We start from the raw sequence: 19,835 nt of genomic DNA on the forward strand, positions 1-19,835 counted from the left end.
AAAAGTTGCAATACTCAACCGTATGAAATTAATATTATGTTTGCATAATAATTGCAAACTTCTCGGTAAAGCACACCATGTATTAGGAGGACAACAAATGAGTATTGCATACCCGATGAGCAGATCACGCTCAACTCAAACACGACTTGTATTACCCCCAGATACGAACCAGTATGGATCCATTTTTGGTGGGAAGATACTAGCATATATTGATGAAATCGCGGCAATTGCTTGTATGAAGCATACGAAAAAAGAAGTGGTAACCGCTTCTTTTGATTCAGTAGATTTCGTTTCCCCTGCATATGTTGGAGATATGTTGGAGTTAGAAGCAATTGTCACATCCACCGGAAGAACATCAATGGAAGTGTATGTGCGTGTTATGTCTCGCAATGTTAAAACAGGTGAAGAAAAATTGACAACCGAATCATTTGTTACGATGGTAGCAATTGATAAGGGTGGAAAACCGACACCGATTCCAGCAATCTACCCTGAGACTGAGGAAGAGGAGAAGTTATATAAAGCGGGGTTAGAAAGACAAAGATTAAGAAAAGAAAAAAGAAATAAAGTAAAAGAGGTCGTCGTTCAAAAGTAAATTAGGTTGGGACAAAAACCGCCTCAAATAAAAAAACCGTAGACACTTTTAATGTCTGCGGTTTTTATACATCAAAAAGGACAATTTACTACTAAATTTAGTATTTTTTATCTCTCATTTGGAAAAATCATTTACCACTTTGAGTAATGTGTCAGATGATTTTGAAATTAGAGTTGAACTTTCTACTAAATTAGCAATATTGCTTGAAATATTTTCGATATCTTTTGACGTGGAAGCATACTGATTGCGTATCCCAGAAACTTTTTGGGCAATTTGTTCAAATGATTCTGCTAAGTGCTCTTGAGTTTGTACGCTTAATTGTACTTGTTCATCTACATTGTTGACACTAGACGTCATATCCGTAATGTTTTCTTCCATTTCTTGTATTAATCCAGAGACATTTTGTACTGCTTTCTTCGTTTCTTCAGCCAGTTTTCGAACTTCTTCTGCAACGACAGCAAATCCTTTTCCGTGTTCACCCGCACGAGCCGCTTCAATTGATGCATTTAAAGCAAGTAAGTTTGTTTGATCCGCTATGTTCGTCACTAAGTTTACAATTTCAGAAATGCTTTTAGAAGAAGAACGTAAGTTTGTCATGGACTCTTCTAATAAATTTACACTGTTTAAAATCGTGTTCATTAAGTTTGTCTGTTTTGCTAATTGTGCTTTCCCTTGGTTAGATTTTTCCTCTGTATCAGCAACGAAATCTAAACCTTGTGATGTGGCTGATGCGATATTTTGTGATTGTTCAGAAATCATTTGAATCGATGCTGTCGTTTCTTGATTCATGGCATTTAAATCTTCAGCAATGTTTTGGATGGAGATTAATAATGATTGTTTTACTTGATCATTTTCCATACGTAATCGTTCTTGCTCAATTTCGTATGCTTCAATCACAAGTTGCATTTCTAAATTGATAATTTTAGAAAATGCATTGATGGCAAGAATTGCTTCTTCTTTAGAAATATCAAGCTTATTAATAAACTGAGTAAAGGTTGTTGTTAAAGATTGGAAAGAAGCGATATACCATTTAGATGATAATCCAATTTTGATATGAGCAAGGGCAATTCTAGTTCGGTTCTCTAAATAATGATTATCAATTTGTCCTTCAAAAATATCTTGTAAATGCTTTGTTAAAGTAATTTTCAATCGATCGATTGTTGAGTATTGATTAATTAATTCTACTAAATGTTTATTCATTGAAATGTTTTCATAAAAAATATCAACCATCTTTGGAATATAGTTCTCAATAAGTGGTTTTAATTGTTTAAGGATGGCTAATTCTTTTTTTGTTAACTGAACCATTTCAATTTGTTTGGCTACAATAGGGTTCGCAGAAACGTTTATTCCTACTTCGTGAATATATTTTTCTTCATCAAAAAATTGATTATAATTTGATTTGTTTTCCTTGTTATAAAGTACAAACCTCATATGTATGCTCCATTCTAATTTAATTTTTTTTTGTTTGACCCATTACAGTTTAATTCCTGAATTTGTATTTTTATTATAAACAATGTAAAATACGATTAGTTTATTAGTTCGTATTGTTTTTTATTAAATTAGTAAAGGAAGTTTGTTAAGATGAATCAGCGAAGGCTTGCTTATATTATTGTGTCCATGGTGACAGTAGCAGTTATTTCCACATTAATGTTAAACAATATGTTTGATGAGGTACCGAAAAATCATAAAATTTTAATTATCATTAGTGCCACCTTGTTTTCAGGTCTTTTTGCCCGCGGGTTATTCCCTGCTGATCATCCTGATGAAATCGATTCTAAACATACAGATAATAAAAAGAATGGTAATTAAGCCCTCCTAATTTGAGAGGGCTTTTTTCATTTCTGTTTTTCTGTTTACAGAATACCATATTATTTAGTAGTATCTAAAGATTTTTTTGACTATAAATTGAAAATTGTGGAAAAGATATGAAAAAGAAACGGACAAAAGAATAAAATCAATGATAAAACACGCAAGGTTTTTGAAACTATTAATCAAATCATTCGTACATGTATATAACAAGAATTTCAATAACCTTAAAGGGGGTTAACAAATATATGGAAGAAAAATGGGCTAAAGTTATTATTCACGCAAGTGCTTTTTTTGCACCAGTTCTAGTACCAATTTTATTTTTCTTAATAAGCAGTGAAGAAAGTGTTAAACGAATATCGATTCAAGCATTGCTCTTCCAGTTTGTTATGTGGGTATTAATCGGTATTTCTGTCGTACTAAGTTTTCTTTTAATTGGTATTCCATTCTTAATTATCTTTGGAATTATGACATTTGTTGTACCAATTATCGGTATTTTCAATGCGCTGCGAGAAACACCTTGGAATTACCCAATTGTTGGCCGTTGGGTATAAAATAATTTCTCGTAAATGTAAAACTCCTGAGTATTCTTCAGCTTAGATGAATATATTGATAAAAAATCGGCAAAGCGTACTTTCATACGTATTGTCGATTTTTTTACAATAAAAATGGTCAAGGGTTTATCGTTGCAAATATGGAAAAAAGGAAATATAATAAAGTCAAAGATAGTCAAAGTCAAAAAGAGCGAGGTGAAGTTGTAATCATAATGAAAAATATTTCAGATTTAATTGAAGGGTATTTAAAACAAGTTATCGAATTAGGTGGTAAAGGACATATTGAAATTAAACGCAGTGAATTAGCCGATATGTTTCAATGCGTTCCCTCGCAAATTAATTACGTTATTAATACCCGATTCACAGTGGAACGAGGCTACCTTGTTGAAAGCAAACGAGGTGGCGGTGGATATATAAGAATTTTTCGTGTGAAACCAAGTTCAAAAGTTGAGCTGATTGAAAATATCATTAAACAAATTGAAAAAGGTGCCACGCAAAATATGGCTGAAGATATTATATATAGGCTGCTGGACGAAGGCGTTATAACCGACAGAGAGGCAACGATAATGCTCGCTGCCATCGATCGGAATACGTTAAAGTTACAACTCCCAGCTCGTGATGAATTGAGGGCAGCTATTTTAACATCGATGTTACTAACTTTAAAATACGAAAAATAAAGAGGTGGTGGGTCATGATTTGTGAACACTGTAAACAACGGAAAGCAACCGTTACAGTTACACAAATAATAAATGGCCATAAAAGTGAGAAGCATTATTGTGAAGTATGTGCAGCACAATTTCATCCATTCAACTTAGACTTTCATAAAGAAGAACAAATCCCAATCCATCAATTGTTATCTAATTGGTTTGGGATGCCTATTTGGAAAAATGAAACACAAGAAAGAGCTGTTCAACCATCCATCCAGACTAATGCATGTCCGGCTTGCGGATTTACTTTTCGTAAATTTTTAAATGAAGGTAAATTGGGTTGCCCACAATGCTATGAAACCTTTGGCGAAAAACTTCCGCAAGTACTTGCAAAAATACAAGCGGGAACCAAACATACTGGAAAAAGACCTGGACAAAAAGTGGATAACAACCGAATTATTAAAAAACAAATTGAACATGCACGCGAACAGCTGCAATTAGCTATACAAGATGAACGTTTTGAAGATGCGGCGAAATTCAGAGATGAAATTAAAGCATTGGAACGCAAGCTTGAGATGGGAGGTGTTGATACACCATGAACCTTGAATATTTCTTAAAAGCGGAAGCACCGAGTTGGATGGGCGTTGACGGTGAAGAAAATGACATTGTCATTTCCACCCGGATTCGATTAGCGAGAAACTTGGATGGTTTCCGTTTCCCATTAATATTTACTGATGAAGAAGCGAAAACGGTTGATCAAATGGTTACGCAAGCTTTTTCCCAATTGAATAACGGAAATCACCATTTCTCTCATTTCACAATTCAAGAAATGCCCGTATTACAACGTCAAGTATTAGTTGAAAAACATCTCATTAGCCCGATGCTTGCCAATAGAGAAAAATTCGCTTCAGTTATCATTTCAAAAGATGAAGCCATTAGTGTGATGGTAAATGAAGAAGACCACTTAAGAATCCAATGTTTATCCCCTGGACTTCAACTAATAGAAACTTATGAAATGGCTAATAAATTAGATTGTCAGCTTGAAAAACTTTTACCGATTGCCTTCAATAACCAATTCGGCTATTTAACGAGTTGCCCTACAAATGTAGGAACTGGTTTACGAGCATCTGTGATGATGCATTTACCAGGACTTTCGATGATGAAGCAAATGAAAGTATTAACACAAATGCTAGCTCGTTTTGGCATGGTCGTGAGAGGTATTTACGGTGAGGGCAGTGAAAATCTAGGGAACATGTATCAAATTTCAAATCAAGTAACCCTCGGTAAAGCAGAAGATGAAATAATTGATGATTTACAAACTGTCGTGATGCAAATCATTGAACAAGAACGAAACGCAAGACAAACTCTATTAAAACAATCCCAAGTTGCTTTGGAGGACCGTATTCACCGTGCCTTTGGTACTTTGAAACATGCGCGGATTATGACAAGTGAAGAAGCAGCAACATGTTTATCTAATGTTCGCTTAGGCATAGATTTAGGCATAATTAAAAATGTTTCAAAACATGTATTAAATGAATGCACAATACTGATTCAACCAGGATTCGTACAACAATACGCAGGCACAACTTTGGAACCAGGAGAGCGAGATGTATTCCGAGCAAAATTAATACGAGAAAAATTAAACGATGGAAATTCGAAATTAAAGGAAAAAGGAGAGGAAAAACATGATGTTTAATCGTTTTACTCAACGAGCTCAAAAAGTGTTACAGTTGGCGCAAGAAGAAGCCATTCGTTGGAAGCATGAATCCATCGGAACTGAACATATCTTGCTCGGGCTAATTCGCGAAGGTGGAGGCATTGCTGCAAAAGCTTTAGAAGCGATTGATGTAAGCCCAGAGATGATTGAACGAGGTATCGAGGAACTAGTTGGAAAAGGTACGAAGGATGTTGGACCAATCGTTCACTATACACCAAGAGCTAAGAAAGTTATTGAACTATCCGTAGATGAATCTCGAAAACTGGGTCATGCTTACATCGGAACAGAACACATTTTACTTGCATTAATTCGTGAAGGTGAGGGTGTTGCAGCTCGAGTGCTTGCGAACGCTGGGGTAAGCTTAAATAAAGCGCGTCAACAAGTTTTATTGCTTCTCGGTAACAACGATGTTTCTCAAAATTCCAATCCAACTCAAACAGTAAGCACTCCAACACTTGATAGCCTGGCTCGAGATTTAACTGCAATTGCCCGTGAAGGTTCCCTTGACCCTGTAATTGGACGTAGCAAAGAAATTACACGAGTTATCGAAGTGTTATCTCGCCGCACGAAAAATAACCCGGTATTAATTGGTGAACCTGGTGTAGGTAAAACAGCGATTGCTGAGGGACTTGCTCAACAAATCGTTAATAATGAAGTACCGGAAACATTGCGCGATAAGCGTGTAATGACGCTTGATATGGGTACTGTTGTAGCAGGTACAAAATATCGTGGTGAATTTGAAGATCGTCTGAAAAAAGTAATGGATGAAATTCGCCAAGCGGGTAACGTCATTTTATTCATTGATGAACTTCATACATTGATTGGTGCTGGTGGTGCAGAAGGTGCGATTGACGCTTCGAACATTTTAAAACCGGCATTAGCTCGCGGTGAATTACAATGTATCGGTGCAACTACGCTAGATGAATATCGTAAATACATTGAAAAAGATGCAGCTTTAGAACGTAGATTCCAACCGATTCAAGTCGATGAACCAACTGTGGAAGAAACAATTCAAATTATTCAAGGTCTTCGCGATCGTTACGAAGCGCATCACCGAGTAAAAATTACCGACGAAGCAATTGAAGCTGCGGCAAAATTATCTGACCGTTACATTTCAGACCGCTTCCTGCCAGATAAAGCCATTGACTTGATTGATGAAGCCGGATCTAAAGTGCGTTTGCGCTCATTTACAGTGCCACCAAATTTAAAAGCGCTTGAAGAAAAATTAGAACATGTGCGCAATGAGAAAAATGCAGCAGTTTCAAGTCAAGAATTTGAAAAAGCAGCAGCACTACGCGACACAGAGCAAAAAATTAAAGAAGAACTAGAACAAACGAAAAAATTATGGAAAGAAAAGCAAGGTAAAGAAGAATCAAAAGTAACAGTAGAAGATATCGCAGAAGTGGTATCCATGTGGACTGGAATACCAGTGAATAAACTGGCTCAAGAAGAGTCTGAAAAACTGTTGAACTTAGAAGAAGAATTGCATAAGCGCGTTGTCGGACAACATGAAGCGGTTGAGGCGATTTCTAGAGCTATCCGCCGTGCTCGCGCAGGATTGAAGGATCCGAAACGCCCGATTGGTTCATTTATCTTCTTAGGACCAACTGGGGTTGGTAAAACGGAACTTGCTAGAGCTTTAGCAGAAGTAATGTTTGGCGATGAAGATGCAATGATTCGTATCGATATGTCCGAATATATGGAGAAACACTCTACTTCTCGCCTAGTGGGTTCACCTCCTGGATATGTAGGATTTGAAGAAGGTGGGCAATTAACGGAAAAAGTCCGCCGCAAACCATATTCAGTGGTACTTTTAGATGAAATTGAAAAAGCGCACCCAGACGTATTCAATATCTTATTACAAGTGCTTGATGACGGTCGTTTAACAGATTCAAAAGGCCGCACAGTGGATTTCCGCAATACGGTTGTCATTATGACATCCAATATTGGTGCAGAAGCATTAAAGTATCAAAAGAATGTAGGATTCGGTGTGGGTGGAAGAGATAATAAATATAAAGACATGAAGAGCACGATGCTTGAAGAATTGAAAAAAGCATTCCGCCCAGAGTTCTTAAACCGTATTGATGAAACAATCGTATTCCAGCCGTTGGATAAAGAAGAATTGAAACAAATTGTATTATTGATGGCAAAATCTTTAATCAAACGCTTAAAAGAGCAAAACATTGAACTTGAACTAACAGATGCAGCTTTAGAGAAAATTGCTGAAGAAGGGTACGATCCACAATACGGTGCACGACCAATTCGAAGAGCTTTACAGAAAAATGTAGAAGACCGTTTATCAGAAGAGTTATTAAAAGGCACAGTTTCAACGAACAGTACAGTTGTATTTGACTATGTGGATGGCGAATTTGTCGTAAAACAAAAAGATGTTGTTGAAAGTGTATAATTATTGATTAGTCGAGCTGTACCAAAAGACACTGTACACTGTCTTTTTGGTACAGCTTATTTTTTCTTATTAACAGGTATTCATCTCCATTAAAGGAGCATCCGCACGAGTTTGGAGGTTATGTGCACGAGTAGAGGTAGTATTTGCACAAGTTTGGTGGTTAAATGCACAAGCAGAGGGGATATCTGCACAAGTGAAGGAATCATACGCACGAGCAAGTAGCTTTTCTTTCGTAGAGTGTAACTACACAAACAAGTTCTTGTGCTAAAACCGATATATTCAATAAATAGACCTACCTAGTCTAACGAAATTTTCTAGTACATCAATGAATCTAATCTAGTACCTTTGTTATAATAGCTATACCAAAAAAATTTGCAGGAGGACCTAATGGCAAAAAAGAAAACAAAGTTTTGCTGTCAATCATGTGGCTATGAATCTCCTAAATGGTTGGGGAGATGTCCTGGTTGTGGCGAGTGGAATACCTTTGTAGAAGAAATAGAAGTGATGACGAAATCTCGTGGAGTGTTTCAGCATTCGGAAGCTATAAGTCAGAAGGCCGTACCAATTATCAGCATCGAAACACAAGAAGAACAAAGAGTCCAAACAAGCATGGTGGAATTAAATCGTGTGCTTGGAGGTGGAATTGTACCAGGTTCACTTGTTTTGATTGGGGGAGATCCTGGTATAGGGAAATCAACGCTACTTATGCAACTTTCCGCTGAATTATCCAATAATGGACATCGGGTGCTTTACATTTCAGGAGAAGAATCGTTGAAACAAACAAGATTACGCGCAACAAGAATCGGTGTCCAATCAAATGAATTATTTATTTATGCTGAAACTGATTTAGAACTCATTCGTCATAGTATTGAAGAGGTTCAACCGAAGTTTATCATTGTTGACTCCATTCAAACAGTGCATCATCCAGAAGTGACGAGTGCTCCTGGGAGCGTATCGCAAGTTAGAGAATGTACTTCAGAATTGATGAGAATAGCGAAGACGAAAGGAATTGCAACATTTCTTGTAGGACATGTTACAAAGGAAGGGCAAATTGCAGGGCCTAGAATATTAGAACATATGGTAGACACCGTACTATATTTTGAAGGTGAAAGACATCATACGTATCGAATATTAAGAAGCCATAAAAATCGCTTCGGATCAACTAATGAAATTGCTATTTTTGAAATGATTCATTCGGGTTTAAAAGAAGTGTTAAATCCGTCTGAATTATTTTTAGAAGAACGTTCACATGGGGCAGCTGGTTCGACGGTCGTTGCTTCCATGGAAGGTACAAGACCTATACTTGTCGAGATTCAATCATTAGTTACACCAACTAGTTTCAATTATCCAAAAAGAATGGCTACCGGTGTTGATCAAAATAGAGTTCAATTATTGATGGCTGTTTTGGAAAAAAGAATGGGCATGCTGTTGCAAGCGCAAGATGCATATATTAAGGTGGCAGGAGGCGTAAAGCTGGACGAACCTGCGATTGATCTCGCCGTTCTTACCTCCATAGTCTCCAGTTTTAGAAATCAGCCTGTTCAAGTTACAGATGTTTATATCGGTGAAGTAGGACTTACCGGAGAAGTAAGACGGGTATCCCGCATCGAACAAAGAGTTCATGAAGCTGCAAGACTTGGATTTAAACGAGCCATTATCCCTGCTTCTAATATAGGAGGTTGGGAATACCCAAAAGACATTGAAGTAATTGGGGTGCAAACCATTAACGAAGCATTAAGAGTTTGTTTTGGTAATTGATGAAAAGGGATGTCCATACCAATATTTATAATGTATGGGCATTTTTCCTTTTGAAATTGGGAAAAATAATTTTATATTCTGGACGAAAAGGGAAAAAAGTACAAATTATGTATTTCGTAGTTGTTTCAAATCGCAAACGATTCATGAACGATGTATAATTAATAGTAAGATAATATATCACAAAAAGGAGGTGGCTGTATGTTAAAAAGAGTAATTCAATTTGCTTTTCTTTTTATTGGGGGAGCACTAGGTTTTGTTTTTTTACCGCCATTATACGAAATTATAAATTTGTCATCTAATCCGTTGTTAAATAATCCATATACATCAGTCGCATTAGGAGCGTTGTTATTATTTCTTCTATCGTTTTCTTTATCAGATTATTGTGTAAAATTCATCAACTGGATGGAAGAGGTACTTTTTAAAATTCCAGCTGCAGACCTACTATTTGGTACTCTTGGGTTAATTGTCGGTTTAATTGTAGCATATTTTGTTGGGTTTGCGATTGAACGAATCAATATACCGGTAATTACTGATTTTTTACCAATAATATTATCTATTACACTCGGATATTTAGGATTTAGAGTCGGATTTAAAAAGAGGGAAGAATTATCACAAATATTTACCAAATCCGGTGTAGGATCAAAAAAGAAAGTTGGAGATTCTGGGCAAGTTGTTTCACAAGAAAAAACGCTATATAAATTGTTAGATACGAGCGTCATAATAGATGGTCGAATTGCGGATATCGCAACAACAGGATTTATAGAAGGTGTTTTAGTGGTGCCGCAGTTCGTATTAACCGAATTACAACATATTGCGGATTCCAGTGATACATTGAAGCGTACCCGTGGACGAAGAGGGTTAGATATGTTGAAAAAATTACAAGACGGAAAAACGGTAAATGTCATCATTTCTGAAGAAGATTTTGATGATGTTCAAGAAGTAGATTTAAAATTAGTACGGTTAGCGAAAAAAATGGGAGCAAAAATTTTAACAAATGATTTTAACTTAAACAAAGTATGTGATCTTCATCATGTACAAGTATTGAATATTAATGAGCTTGCGAACGCAGTAAAACCGGTTGTTATACCAGGAGAGGATATGCAAGTCGTTGTCATCAAAGATGGAAAAGAACAAAATCAAGGTGTTGCCTATTTAGATGATGGAACGATGATAGTTGTAGAAGGTGGTCGTAGTTACATTGGGCAATCTATTACAGTCACCGTTACAAGCGTACTGCAAACATCCGCCGGTCGCATGATTTTTGCTAAACCAAAAGACGAACAAGTTGCATAACCGTTGAAAAGTAAGAGTAGGAGTTGAGCACGTGGATTACGAAGTAGTATTGCCAGCAGCCGGTAGCGGAAAACGGATGGGAGCGGGAAAAAACAAATTATTTTTATCTTTAGCGAATAAACCGATCCTCATTCACACCCTCGAAATTTTTCAAAAGGATAGAAACTGTACGGGAATATATTTAGCGGTAAAACCAGAAGAAAGGGACTATATTCAACATTTATTAAATGATTATAAAATTACAAAGGTAAAGGGGTTACCAAATGGAGGGAAAGAACGTCAACATTCTGTTCATTCATGTTTAAAAGTAATGAATGATGTGGAGATTGTTCTCGTCCATGATGCTGCAAGACCGTTTATATCCCAACAAGTCATTGACCGTTTAGTGGAAACCGCATATGAAAAAGGGGCTGCGATAGCAGGAGTTCGAGCGAAGGATACGATGAAAAAAGTACAAGATGGTATTATTGTTGAAACGGTAGATCGGGAAAACCTATGGTCAATCCAAACGCCGCAAGCATTTCGTTACGAACTGTTACGGCATGCGGAGGATGTAGCGGAAAAAGAAGGATTTTTAGGAACGGACGAAGCGATGCTAGTGGAGCGCCTCGGTTATGAAATCCATATTGTTGAAAGCAATTATGAAAATATTAAAATGACGACGAAAGAAGATTTATTATTTGGTGAAGCCATCTTAAAAAACCGCCAGATGCAGAAAGAAGGTACCTCACAAATCTTTTAGATTGGTGAGGTCTTTTCTTGTTTCCATACATAATAATTGGGTTGAATGTATGCTTACAATCCATACAAATGGGAAATATGTTAATATATGAAGTGGCAATTTGGAATCTGATTTTACAGTAAAGGATGGTGAACGCTGCATATAAGGCTGAACAGTCTTTCATCATGCAGCTACAATATGTTTCGTGTTGGACAAGGATTTGATGTGCATGCGTTTCAAGAAGGGCGGCCACTTATTATCGGAGGCATAGAGATACCTCATACGAAAGGCCTTGTTGGTCATTCCGATGCGGATGTGTTATTACATGCAATTACAGATGCGGCCCTTGGAGCAATTGGAGAAGGAGATATCGGACGTCATTTTCCAGATACAGATCCAAAATATAAAGATGCAGATTCAGCGAAATTATTGGAGTATATATGGAAAATAGTAAATGATAAAGGGTATATTCTTGGGAATGTTGATTGTACAATTATGGCTCAAAAGCCTAAAATGGCTCCATATATTGAGCAAATGCGAAATCGCATAGCAGAACTTTTGGATGCGAACCCGTCTCAAGTAAACGTCAAAGCAACTACAACGGAAAAATTAGGCTTTGTTGGCCGAGAAGAAGGTATAGCAGCATTAGCAACAATATTGTTAATAAAAAAGCAATAGTTCTCAAATGTTGAAAGAAGATGAATTCGTTCCTGAAAAGTTAAAATTTCTTCCCTCTCATTAACTTTTCAATGTGAAGACAGAGTGGTAAAATGTACAAAAGTTAAGGGAAGCATTGGAAATGGCAATATTCTAGTAGTGGCCAAATAAAAATGAAGGTTTTTATCTGGTAAACTTAGGAGGAAAAATTATGACAAAACAAGTTCGTGTTCGGTATGCGCCAAGTCCTACCGGTCATTTACATATTGGTGGAGCGCGTACTGCGTTATTTAATTATTTGTTTGCAAAACATTACAACGGAACATTTGTTGTTCGCATTGAAGATACGGATACGGAGCGCAATGTTGAGGGTGGAGAAGCGTCACAGCTTGATAATCTGCGCTGGCTTGGAATAATTCCAGATGAATCTGTAGATATTGGCGGACCTTATGCGCCATATCGCCAAACGGAAAGACTAGATATATATAAGAAACATGCGGAAGAGCTATTAGAACGAGGTCTAGCTTATAAATGTTTCTGCACACCTGAAGAATTGGAAGCTTCAAGAGAAGCCCAAAGAGCAAAAGGCATTCCTGCTCCAACTTACGAAGGCAAATGCCGCCATTTAACGAAAGAGGAAATCGCTGAAAAAGAAGCGCAGGGAATTCCTTATACAATCCGTTTTAAAGTTCCAGAAAATGTAACATACAAATTTAATGATTTAGTGCGCGGAGAAGTTACTTTTGAATCTAAAGATATTGGCGATTGGGTTATCGTGAAGGCGAATGGAATTCCTACTTATAACTTTGCGGTTGTTTTGGATGACCATTATATGGAAATTACGCATGTATTCCGCGGAGAAGAACACTTATCTAATACGCCGAAACAAATGATGATTTTTGATGCTTTCGATTGGGAATACCCTGAGTTCGGCCATTTAACAATCATTGTGAACGAAAATCATAAGAAGTTATCAAAACGTGATGAATCCATTATCCAGTTCGTTTCTCAATATAAAGAGCTTGGATATTTACCAGAAGCGATGTTCAACTTCTTTGCATTGCTTGGTTGGTCTCCGGAAGGGGAAGAAGAAATCTTTACAAAAGAACAATTGATTGAAATTTTTGATGAGAAGCGTTTATCAAAATCACCGTCAATGTTTGACCGGAATAAACTAACATGGATGAACAACCAATACATTAAAAAATTGTCATTGGATGAAGTAGTAGACTTAGCACTTCCTCACTTGCAAAAAGCCGGTTTACTTCCTTTAGAATTGACTAGTGAACAAAAACAATGGGCAACAAAATTGATTGCGTTATACCATAATCAAATGAGTTATGGTGCAGAAATTGTTGAATTATCTAGCTTGTTCTTTAAAGATGAAATTGAATATGATGAAGCTGCCCAAGAAGTACTAGCTTTAGAACATATTAAAGAATTGGCTGCATCATTTAAACAGCAATTAGAGGCTTCGGAAGTTTTTGATGCTTCGTCAATTAAAGCGGCAATTAAAGCAGTACAAAAAGAAACTGGATATAAAGGGAAAAACTTATTTATGCCAATTCGAGTGATGACAACAGGCCAAACTCATGGTCCGGAATTGGCGGATGCAATCGAATTAGTGGGCAAAGAAAAAGTTTTAGCCAGATTAGAAAAATTCACAAATTAATATTTTTTAGATGAACCGTTTTTGAGCCTTGGATATAATGATATAAAAGTGAAAGCGTTGAAAAGGAGAAGTACGTAAAATATGTTTGAAAGAGAGGGTCACCACAGGCTGAAAGTGACCTAAACCTCTATTTTACGGAAATGCACCTTTGAGCACTTTGCTGAAATGGAGTAGGCAAGTCGGCTAGTCACCGTTAAAGACCTCGAGCGGAAAGCTTCATGCTTTCAACCAGAGTGGAACCGCGCGAATTGGCGTCTCTGTCATAGTGATATGATGGAGGCGTTTTTTATTCAGCTAATTTTTATTGGCTACCTGTAGAGAAATGGTGGTAATTTAGTTATAGAAGGATATATTTGTTCGGAGAAAATTGGCTAAAGGAGAGAATGACATGGCAATTCAAATTTACAATACGTTAACAAGAAGAAAAGAACCATTTGTTCCTCTTGAAGAGGGAAAAGTAAAAATGTACGTATGCGGACCAACTGTTTATAACTACATTCATATAGGCAATGCACGTCCTGCCATTGTCTATGATACAGTAAGAAGATATTTGCAATATAAAGGGTTTGATGTGAAGTATGTATCAAACTTCACCGATGTGGACGACAAAATTATTAAGGCAGCTAACGAGTTAGGAGAAGAAGTTTCTGAACTGACAGAGCGTTTTATAAAAGCTTATTTTGAGGATATCACTGCACTTGGATGCAAAAAAGCGGATGTTCATCCGAGAGTGACAGAACATATGGATGATATTATTGAATTTATTAAAGTATTAATCAATAAAGGGTATGCTTATGAATCTCAAGGGGATGTATATTTCCGCACACGCAAGTTTGAAGGTTATGGAAAACTAAGTCATCAGTCAATTGATGATTTAAAAGTAGGCGCACGTATCGAAGCGGGTGAAAAGAAAGAAGATCCACTAGACTTTGCTCTTTGGAAAGCTGCAAAACCAGGTGAAATTCACTGGAGTAGCCCTTGGGGTGAAGGACGACCTGGATGGCATATTGAATGCTCCGTAATGGCAAGAGCTCATCTAGGTGACACAATTGACATTCATGCTGGAGGTCAAGATTTAACGTTCCCGCACCACGAAAATGAAATTGCTCAGTCTGAAAGCTATACCGGAAAACTTTTTGCCCGTTACTGGATGCATAATGGGTATATTAATATTGATAACGAAAAAATGTCAAAATCTCTTGGGAATTTCGTATTAGTCCACGATATTATCCAGAAAATTGATCCGCAAGTATTAAGATTTTTCATGCTTTCTGTACATTATCGTCATCCAATCAATTTCTCAGAAGAATTGATTGAATCCGCTCGAAGTGGATTGGAGCGCTTGCGCACAGCTTATTCGAATCTTCAACATCGACTAAAATCTACGACGAACCTTGCAGAAAATAGTGAATTGTATTTAGAAAAAATCGATGAGTTGAAAAAACAATTCGAGAAGGAAATGGATGATGATTTCAATACAGCTAACGGTATTTCTGTTTTATTTGAACTAGCTCGCACGTCAAATACGTATGTAAACGAAACAAATACGGATGAAAAAGTGCTAAAAGCATTTATTGAAACATTTGAAGTTCTTAGTGGTGTTTTAGGAATTAAATTAGCTGTTGAGATGGAAATTTTAGATGAAGAAATTGAAAAGTTAATTGAAGAGCGTAATATTGCACGAAAAAATCGTGATTTCAAGAGAGCGGATGAAATTCGTGACCAATTATTAAGTATGAACATAATTTTAGAAGATACACGACAAGGTACTCGCTGGAAACGAGGTTCATAAGATGGCACAACTAGTTGATATTAAGCAATTAAACGCACTTGCATTAGCATATATGGGGGACGCCGTTTTAGAGGTGCGCGTTAGGGAACATTTATTGTTAAGCGGTCGAACGAAACCGAATACGCTGCACCATGAGGCGACAAAATATGTCTCTGCTAAAGCTCAATCAATGATTGTGCATCGCATGATAGAAGAACAGTATTTAACGGAAGAAGAGTTAGCAATTTATAGACGTGGGCGCAATGCAAAGTCTGGTACTGTTCCGAAAAATACGGATGTTCAAACTTATCGCAATAGTTCCGGATTTGAAGCAGTTCTCGGCAGTCTTTATTTAACAAAACAGTATGAACGTATGAATAAAATAATTGATTATGCAATACAAATCGTTGAAGAAGCGAAAGGAGCGTCATAACATGAGCGAAAGTGGAGAAATGATTGCTGGCAAAAACCCGGTATTAGAAGCCCTTCGTTCAGGCCGAGAAATGAACAAAATATGGATTAGTGAAGGTGTAAAAAAATCGGGAATTAAGGAAGTGCTGGATTTAGCCCGCGAGCGAGGAGTATTTGTACAATTTGTGCCAAAGAAAAAAATCGATCAACTTTCAAGTGCCAACCATCAAGGTATCGTTGCTTCTGTCGCTGCTTATAAGTATGCGGAACTCGATGATTTATTTGATGTGGCCAAAGCAAGAAGCGAAGATCCATTTTTCATCATTTTAGATGAATTAGAAGACCCTCATAATCTTGGCTCAATTATGCGAACTGCAGATGCGATTGGCGTTCATGGTATAATCATACCAAAGAGACGTTCTGTTGGACTTACAGCAACGGTAGCGAAAGCTTCTACAGGAGCTATTGAGCATGTTCCTGTTTGCAGAGTGAACAATTTAGCGCAAACAGTAGATGAGTTAAAAGAAAGAGGCGTCTGGATTGCTGGAACAGATGCAAAAGGTAGCACCGACTATCGAAAAATGGATGCTACCTTGCCACTAGCTATCATTATTGGAAGTGAAGGGAAAGGAATGAGTAGACTACTGAAGGAGAAATGTGACTTTCTCTATCATTTGCCAATGGTTGGGCATGTTAATTCATTGAATGCGTCTGTTGCAGCGGCATTATTAATGTATGAAGTGTACCGAAAACGTCAAGAAGTGAATGATTAGTTATGAAAAACATTCTAATAGTTGATGGATATAATATGATAGGTGCTTGGAAAGAATTGCGGCCTTTAAAAGATACAGATTTAGAGGAAGCTAGAAATCGCCTGCTTGAACTAATGGCAGAATATAAAGCCGCTATGGGATGGCGGGTGATTGTTGTTTTCGATGCCTATCATGTTTCTGGGGCAGAGAAATCTTATGTACAAAATGCGGTGGAAGTAATTTTTACAAGAAAGAACGAAACGGCAGATGAGCGTATTGAAAAATTATCAAACGAGCTGAAAGGGAGGAAAGTCCAAATATACGTAGCAACTTCTGATATGACGGAGCAAAACGTAATATTTGGGAATGGTGCCCTTCGGAAATCAGCCCGTGAACTAGAAATAGAGTTGGAAATTATTCAATCAAAAATATCAAAAAGAGTAGAAACTTCGCAGAAAGAAAGACCTAAATCTAGAATCCCATTATCGAAAGAAGTAGAGTTAGCCTTCGAAAAATGGAGAAGAGGTTTAAAATAATCAATTGACCTATATTTTCCAATTCATATATACTGTTCCTAATATGATTTATACGTCTGGGGTGAGGCCGTTGCTAAAAACAGAGCAATCGCAAGTAGTACAATCTTTTGACGAGCTAACGGATGAACAACTTGTTGAACTAGTGCATCAAGGTAATACAGAGGCGTTAGATTACTTAATTAATAAATACCGTGTATTCGTAAAGGCGAAAGCTCGCTCTTATTTTTTAATAGGAGCGGACAAGGAAGATATTATACAAGAGGGAATGATAGGTTTATATAAAGCCATAAGAGATTTTAAAGAGGACAAGCTTGTTTCCTTTAAAGCTTTTGCAGAGTTATGTATTACGCGCCAAATTATTACTGCTATTAAGACGGCAACGCGTCAGAAACATATTCCACTCAATTCCTATATTTCTCTTGATAAACCAATATATGATGAAGAGTCGGATCGGACGTTGATGGATGTCATTACATGCTCGGAATCAGAAAATCCAGAACATTTAATGATTAACCGAGAAGAGTACTCCTATTTGGAAGAAAAAATTAGCGAAATTTTAAGCGAACTTGAACAACAAGTGCTTACTTTATATTTAGATGGACAATCTTATAATGAGATTTCTGAAGAATTAAATCGTCATGTAAAGTCAATTGATAATGCATTGCAACGAGTGAAACGGAAATTGGAGCGCCATTTAGAAAATGGGGAAATTATTTGAAACTCATTCCTCAATTATTGACAGCATGTTTTTTTGGTGTTAGTCTTTAAAAGATAAAATGCCAGAATAGAGGTTTTTTCAGTGGCAAAGAAAATTGTATTAAGCTGTGAAGAGTGTGGTTCTAGAAATTACACTTATCCTGAAAAAGACAGCTCAACTAGATTACAATTGAAAAAGTATTGTCAGCGCTGCAATCGACACACATTACACAAACAAACGCGCTAGTTGAAATAGAGAAGACAGATGATTTATTCGGAGGTTAAGCTAGAATGGGCAAAATAAAACAATTTCTGCAAGAAGTTATGTCCGAAATGAGAAAGACAAGCTGGCCAAAAAGCAAAGAGCTTACAAAATATACGATTGTTGTAATCACAACAGTCATTTTTGTAGCAATCTTTTTTGTGCTTGTAGATTTATTGATTTCGGGAGCATTCCGTTGGTATTTAAAAATATAATTATAGCCCCATACTAAATATCTTTCGAAAAATAGCCCGTCTAACATTTCGCGGGTTTTTTTCATTTATGTTGTAAATTATAATATTAAATACAGATTCAACGGGTTGTAATTGTAAAGGAGGGAAGGACGAATAGTCCAATATACATTATGGAAAAACAATGGTATGTAGTTCATACTTATTCAGGTTATGAAAATCGTGTAAAAGCAAATCTCGAAAAACGAGTAGAAACAATGGGGATGCAAGATCTCATTTTCCGTGTAATCATCCCTGAACATGAAGAAACTGATTTAAAAGATGGAAAAAAACGTACGGTGATGCGAAAAGTTTTCCCGGGTTACGTATTAGTTGAAATGATTTTAACTGATGATTCTTGGTACGTTGTTCGCAATACCCCAGGAGTGACAGGATTTATTGGCTCATCAGGCGGAGGAGCAAAACCGACACCTTTACTGCCTGAAGAAGTAGATCGTCTGCTTCGTTCAATGGGATTACACAAAAAAGCAATTGGCGAGTTAGATATTGCTGTTGGCGATCTAGTTGAAGTGTTAGATGGACCATTTGCTCATTTCCAAGGAAATGTAGAGGAAATAGATGTGGATAAAGGAAAAGTAAAAGTTTCAGTTGACATGTTCGGTCGGGAAACGAAAATGGAATTAGATTTCGAACAAGTACAACGGGTATAAACCTTTAAAAAAGAGTAAAAAATTTCAATGGTTTGCACATTTTAACCAATTTGGTTAACAAATAATTTATATCTTTATAATATTTTTACTTGCTTAAGAATATGAAAAATGATATCATTTCATAGGTCAGACTAGTTTTTTTAGTCTGCGATATGAGTTAATGATATTTTATCGGCATGGCTGATAAATGTATATTTGAGTGGGAGGGGCAACCCAATATACCACATCACGGACTTAAGGAGGTGTGTCTCGTGGCTAAAAAAGTTATTAAAATTGTTAAACTTCAAATCCCTGCTGGTAAAGCGAATCCAGCTCCACCAGTTGGTCCTGCATTAGGTCAAGCAGGTGTAAACATCATGGGATTCTGTAAAGAATTTAACGCTCGTACTGCTGATCAAGCAGGTTTAATTATACCTGTTGAAATTACAGTATTCGAAGACCGTTCTTTCACTTTTATTACAAAAACTCCACCTGCAGCTGTATTGCTTAAAAAAGCAGCAGGTATTGAATCAGGTTCTGGTGAGCCAAACCGTAAAAAAGTTGCAACGGTTAAACGTGATAAAGTTCGCGAAATCGCAGAACTAAAAATGCCTGATTTAAATGCTGCATCTGTTGAAGCGGCTATGGCAATGGTTGAAGGTACAGCACGAAGCATGGGTATTGAAATCGTTGACTAATCCAT

The 19,835-nt window shown here is 36.8% G+C and carries 22 protein-coding genes and 1 other annotated feature; of the genes, 21 read left to right on the forward strand and 1 reads right to left on the reverse strand.

The features are described from left to right. Positions 1 to 97: 97 nt before the first annotated feature. Positions 98 to 592, forward strand: coding sequence for an acyl-CoA thioesterase (locus NSQ18_RS07470; protein ID WP_016838520.1), 495 nt, complete (start codon positions 98 to 100; stop codon positions 590 to 592). A gap of 114 nt (positions 593 to 706) precedes the next feature. On the opposite strand, the gene NSQ18_RS07475 is transcribed toward NSQ18_RS07470, so the two are convergent. Further along, positions 707 to 2,023: a methyl-accepting chemotaxis protein gene (locus NSQ18_RS07475; protein ID WP_016838521.1), complete on the reverse strand. Its 1,317-nt coding sequence runs from the start codon at positions 2,021 to 2,023 to the stop codon at positions 707 to 709. 150 nt (positions 2,024 to 2,173) lie between these two features. Between NSQ18_RS07475 and NSQ18_RS07480 the strand changes: the two genes are divergently transcribed. From NSQ18_RS07480 to rplK, 20 genes are all read left to right on the forward strand, one after another. Then, positions 2,174 to 2,401, forward strand: a complete 228-nt coding sequence (locus tag NSQ18_RS07480) for a hypothetical protein (RefSeq protein ID WP_016838522.1) — start codon at positions 2,174 to 2,176, stop codon at positions 2,399 to 2,401. Between the two features lie 245 nt (positions 2,402 to 2,646). Further along, positions 2,647 to 2,952, forward strand: a complete 306-nt coding sequence (locus tag NSQ18_RS07485; protein WP_016838523.1) for a DUF4870 domain-containing protein — start codon at positions 2,647 to 2,649, stop codon at positions 2,950 to 2,952. A 212-nt stretch (positions 2,953 to 3,164) separates the two neighbouring features. After that, positions 3,165 to 3,629, forward strand: coding sequence for a CtsR family transcriptional regulator (locus tag NSQ18_RS07490; protein WP_026019087.1), 465 nt, complete (start codon positions 3,165 to 3,167; stop codon positions 3,627 to 3,629). Positions 3,630 to 3,643: 14 nt separating this feature from the next. After that, the gene (locus NSQ18_RS07495; protein ID WP_016838525.1) at positions 3,644 to 4,198 is read left to right on the forward strand and encodes a UvrB/UvrC motif-containing protein; all 555 of its coding nucleotides are present in this window, start codon (positions 3,644 to 3,646) and stop codon (positions 4,196 to 4,198) included. Continuing rightward, complete coding sequence (locus NSQ18_RS07500) at positions 4,195 to 5,295, forward strand: protein arginine kinase (protein ID WP_016838526.1); 1,101 nt, start codon at positions 4,195 to 4,197, stop codon at positions 5,293 to 5,295. The genes NSQ18_RS07495 and NSQ18_RS07500 overlap by 4 nt, the downstream gene beginning before the upstream one ends. Further along, positions 5,285 to 7,723 (forward strand): ATP-dependent Clp protease ATP-binding subunit, encoded by a 2,439-nt coding sequence (locus tag NSQ18_RS07505; protein ID WP_016838527.1) that lies wholly within the window; start codon positions 5,285 to 5,287, stop codon positions 7,721 to 7,723. Before NSQ18_RS07500 ends, NSQ18_RS07505 begins: the two co-directional genes overlap by 11 nt. Positions 7,724 to 8,110: 387 nt before the next feature. Further along, a complete protein-coding gene (gene radA, locus NSQ18_RS07510) occupies positions 8,111 to 9,481 on the forward strand; it encodes a DNA repair protein RadA (RefSeq protein ID WP_016838528.1) in 1,371 nt (456 codons plus the stop codon). Positions 9,482 to 9,679: 198 nt separating this feature from the next. Beyond that, positions 9,680 to 10,774 carry a PIN/TRAM domain-containing protein gene (locus NSQ18_RS07515; RefSeq protein ID WP_016838530.1) on the forward strand — a complete coding sequence of 365 codons (1,095 nt, stop codon included), beginning with the start codon at positions 9,680 to 9,682 and terminating at the stop codon, positions 10,772 to 10,774. A gap of 31 nt (positions 10,775 to 10,805) precedes the next feature. Beyond that, the gene (gene ispD / locus NSQ18_RS07520) at positions 10,806 to 11,516 is read left to right on the forward strand and encodes a 2-C-methyl-D-erythritol 4-phosphate cytidylyltransferase (RefSeq protein WP_016838531.1); all 711 of its coding nucleotides are present in this window, start codon (positions 10,806 to 10,808) and stop codon (positions 11,514 to 11,516) included. A gap of 177 nt (positions 11,517 to 11,693) precedes the next feature. Continuing rightward, a complete protein-coding gene (ispF, locus tag NSQ18_RS07525; RefSeq protein WP_016838532.1) occupies positions 11,694 to 12,173 on the forward strand; it encodes a 2-C-methyl-D-erythritol 2,4-cyclodiphosphate synthase in 480 nt (159 codons plus the stop codon). Positions 12,174 to 12,363: 190 nt separating this feature from the next. Beyond that, complete coding sequence (gltX, locus tag NSQ18_RS07530; protein WP_339287592.1) at positions 12,364 to 13,824, forward strand: glutamate--tRNA ligase; 1,461 nt, start codon at positions 12,364 to 12,366, stop codon at positions 13,822 to 13,824. Between the two features lie 48 nt (positions 13,825 to 13,872). After that, positions 13,873 to 14,086, forward strand: a binding site (T-box leader). Positions 14,087 to 14,212: 126 nt separating this feature from the next. After that, entirely contained in the window at positions 14,213 to 15,616 is a 1,404-nt protein-coding gene (gene cysS / locus NSQ18_RS07535; RefSeq protein WP_016838534.1) for a cysteine--tRNA ligase, read from the forward strand. Between the two features lies 1 nt (position 15,617). Further along, positions 15,618 to 16,028 carry a Mini-ribonuclease 3 gene (locus NSQ18_RS07540; RefSeq protein ID WP_168412262.1) on the forward strand — a complete coding sequence of 137 codons (411 nt, stop codon included), beginning with the start codon at positions 15,618 to 15,620 and terminating at the stop codon, positions 16,026 to 16,028. A gap of 1 nt (position 16,029) precedes the next feature. After that, positions 16,030 to 16,779 carry a 23S rRNA (guanosine(2251)-2'-O)-methyltransferase RlmB gene (gene rlmB / locus NSQ18_RS07545; RefSeq protein WP_016838536.1) on the forward strand — a complete coding sequence of 250 codons (750 nt, stop codon included), beginning with the start codon at positions 16,030 to 16,032 and terminating at the stop codon, positions 16,777 to 16,779. Between the two features lie 2 nt (positions 16,780 to 16,781). Continuing rightward, positions 16,782 to 17,294 carry an NYN domain-containing protein gene (locus tag NSQ18_RS07550; protein WP_016838537.1) on the forward strand — a complete coding sequence of 171 codons (513 nt, stop codon included), beginning with the start codon at positions 16,782 to 16,784 and terminating at the stop codon, positions 17,292 to 17,294. 43 nt (positions 17,295 to 17,337) lie between these two features. Then, a complete protein-coding gene (sigH, locus tag NSQ18_RS07555) occupies positions 17,338 to 18,012 on the forward strand; it encodes an RNA polymerase sporulation sigma factor SigH (protein WP_339287596.1) in 675 nt (224 codons plus the stop codon). Between the two features lie 81 nt (positions 18,013 to 18,093). Further along, complete coding sequence (rpmG, locus tag NSQ18_RS07560; protein ID WP_083839531.1) at positions 18,094 to 18,237, forward strand: 50S ribosomal protein L33; 144 nt, start codon at positions 18,094 to 18,096, stop codon at positions 18,235 to 18,237. A gap of 44 nt (positions 18,238 to 18,281) precedes the next feature. Continuing rightward, entirely contained in the window at positions 18,282 to 18,467 is a 186-nt protein-coding gene (gene secE / locus NSQ18_RS07565; protein WP_016838539.1) for a preprotein translocase subunit SecE, read from the forward strand. A 149-nt stretch (positions 18,468 to 18,616) separates the two neighbouring features. Then, positions 18,617 to 19,153, forward strand: coding sequence for a transcription termination/antitermination protein NusG (gene nusG, locus NSQ18_RS07570; protein WP_016838540.1), 537 nt, complete (start codon positions 18,617 to 18,619; stop codon positions 19,151 to 19,153). A 251-nt stretch (positions 19,154 to 19,404) separates the two neighbouring features. Beyond that, positions 19,405 to 19,830, forward strand: a complete 426-nt coding sequence (gene rplK, locus NSQ18_RS07575; protein WP_016838541.1) for a 50S ribosomal protein L11 — start codon at positions 19,405 to 19,407, stop codon at positions 19,828 to 19,830. Positions 19,831 to 19,835: the final 5 nt, after the last annotated feature.

This window comes from Ureibacillus sp. FSL K6-0786, assembly GCF_037965165.1.
In the GTDB taxonomy this organism is placed as follows: Bacteria; Bacillota; Bacilli; order Bacillales_A; family Planococcaceae; genus Ureibacillus; species Ureibacillus thermosphaericus.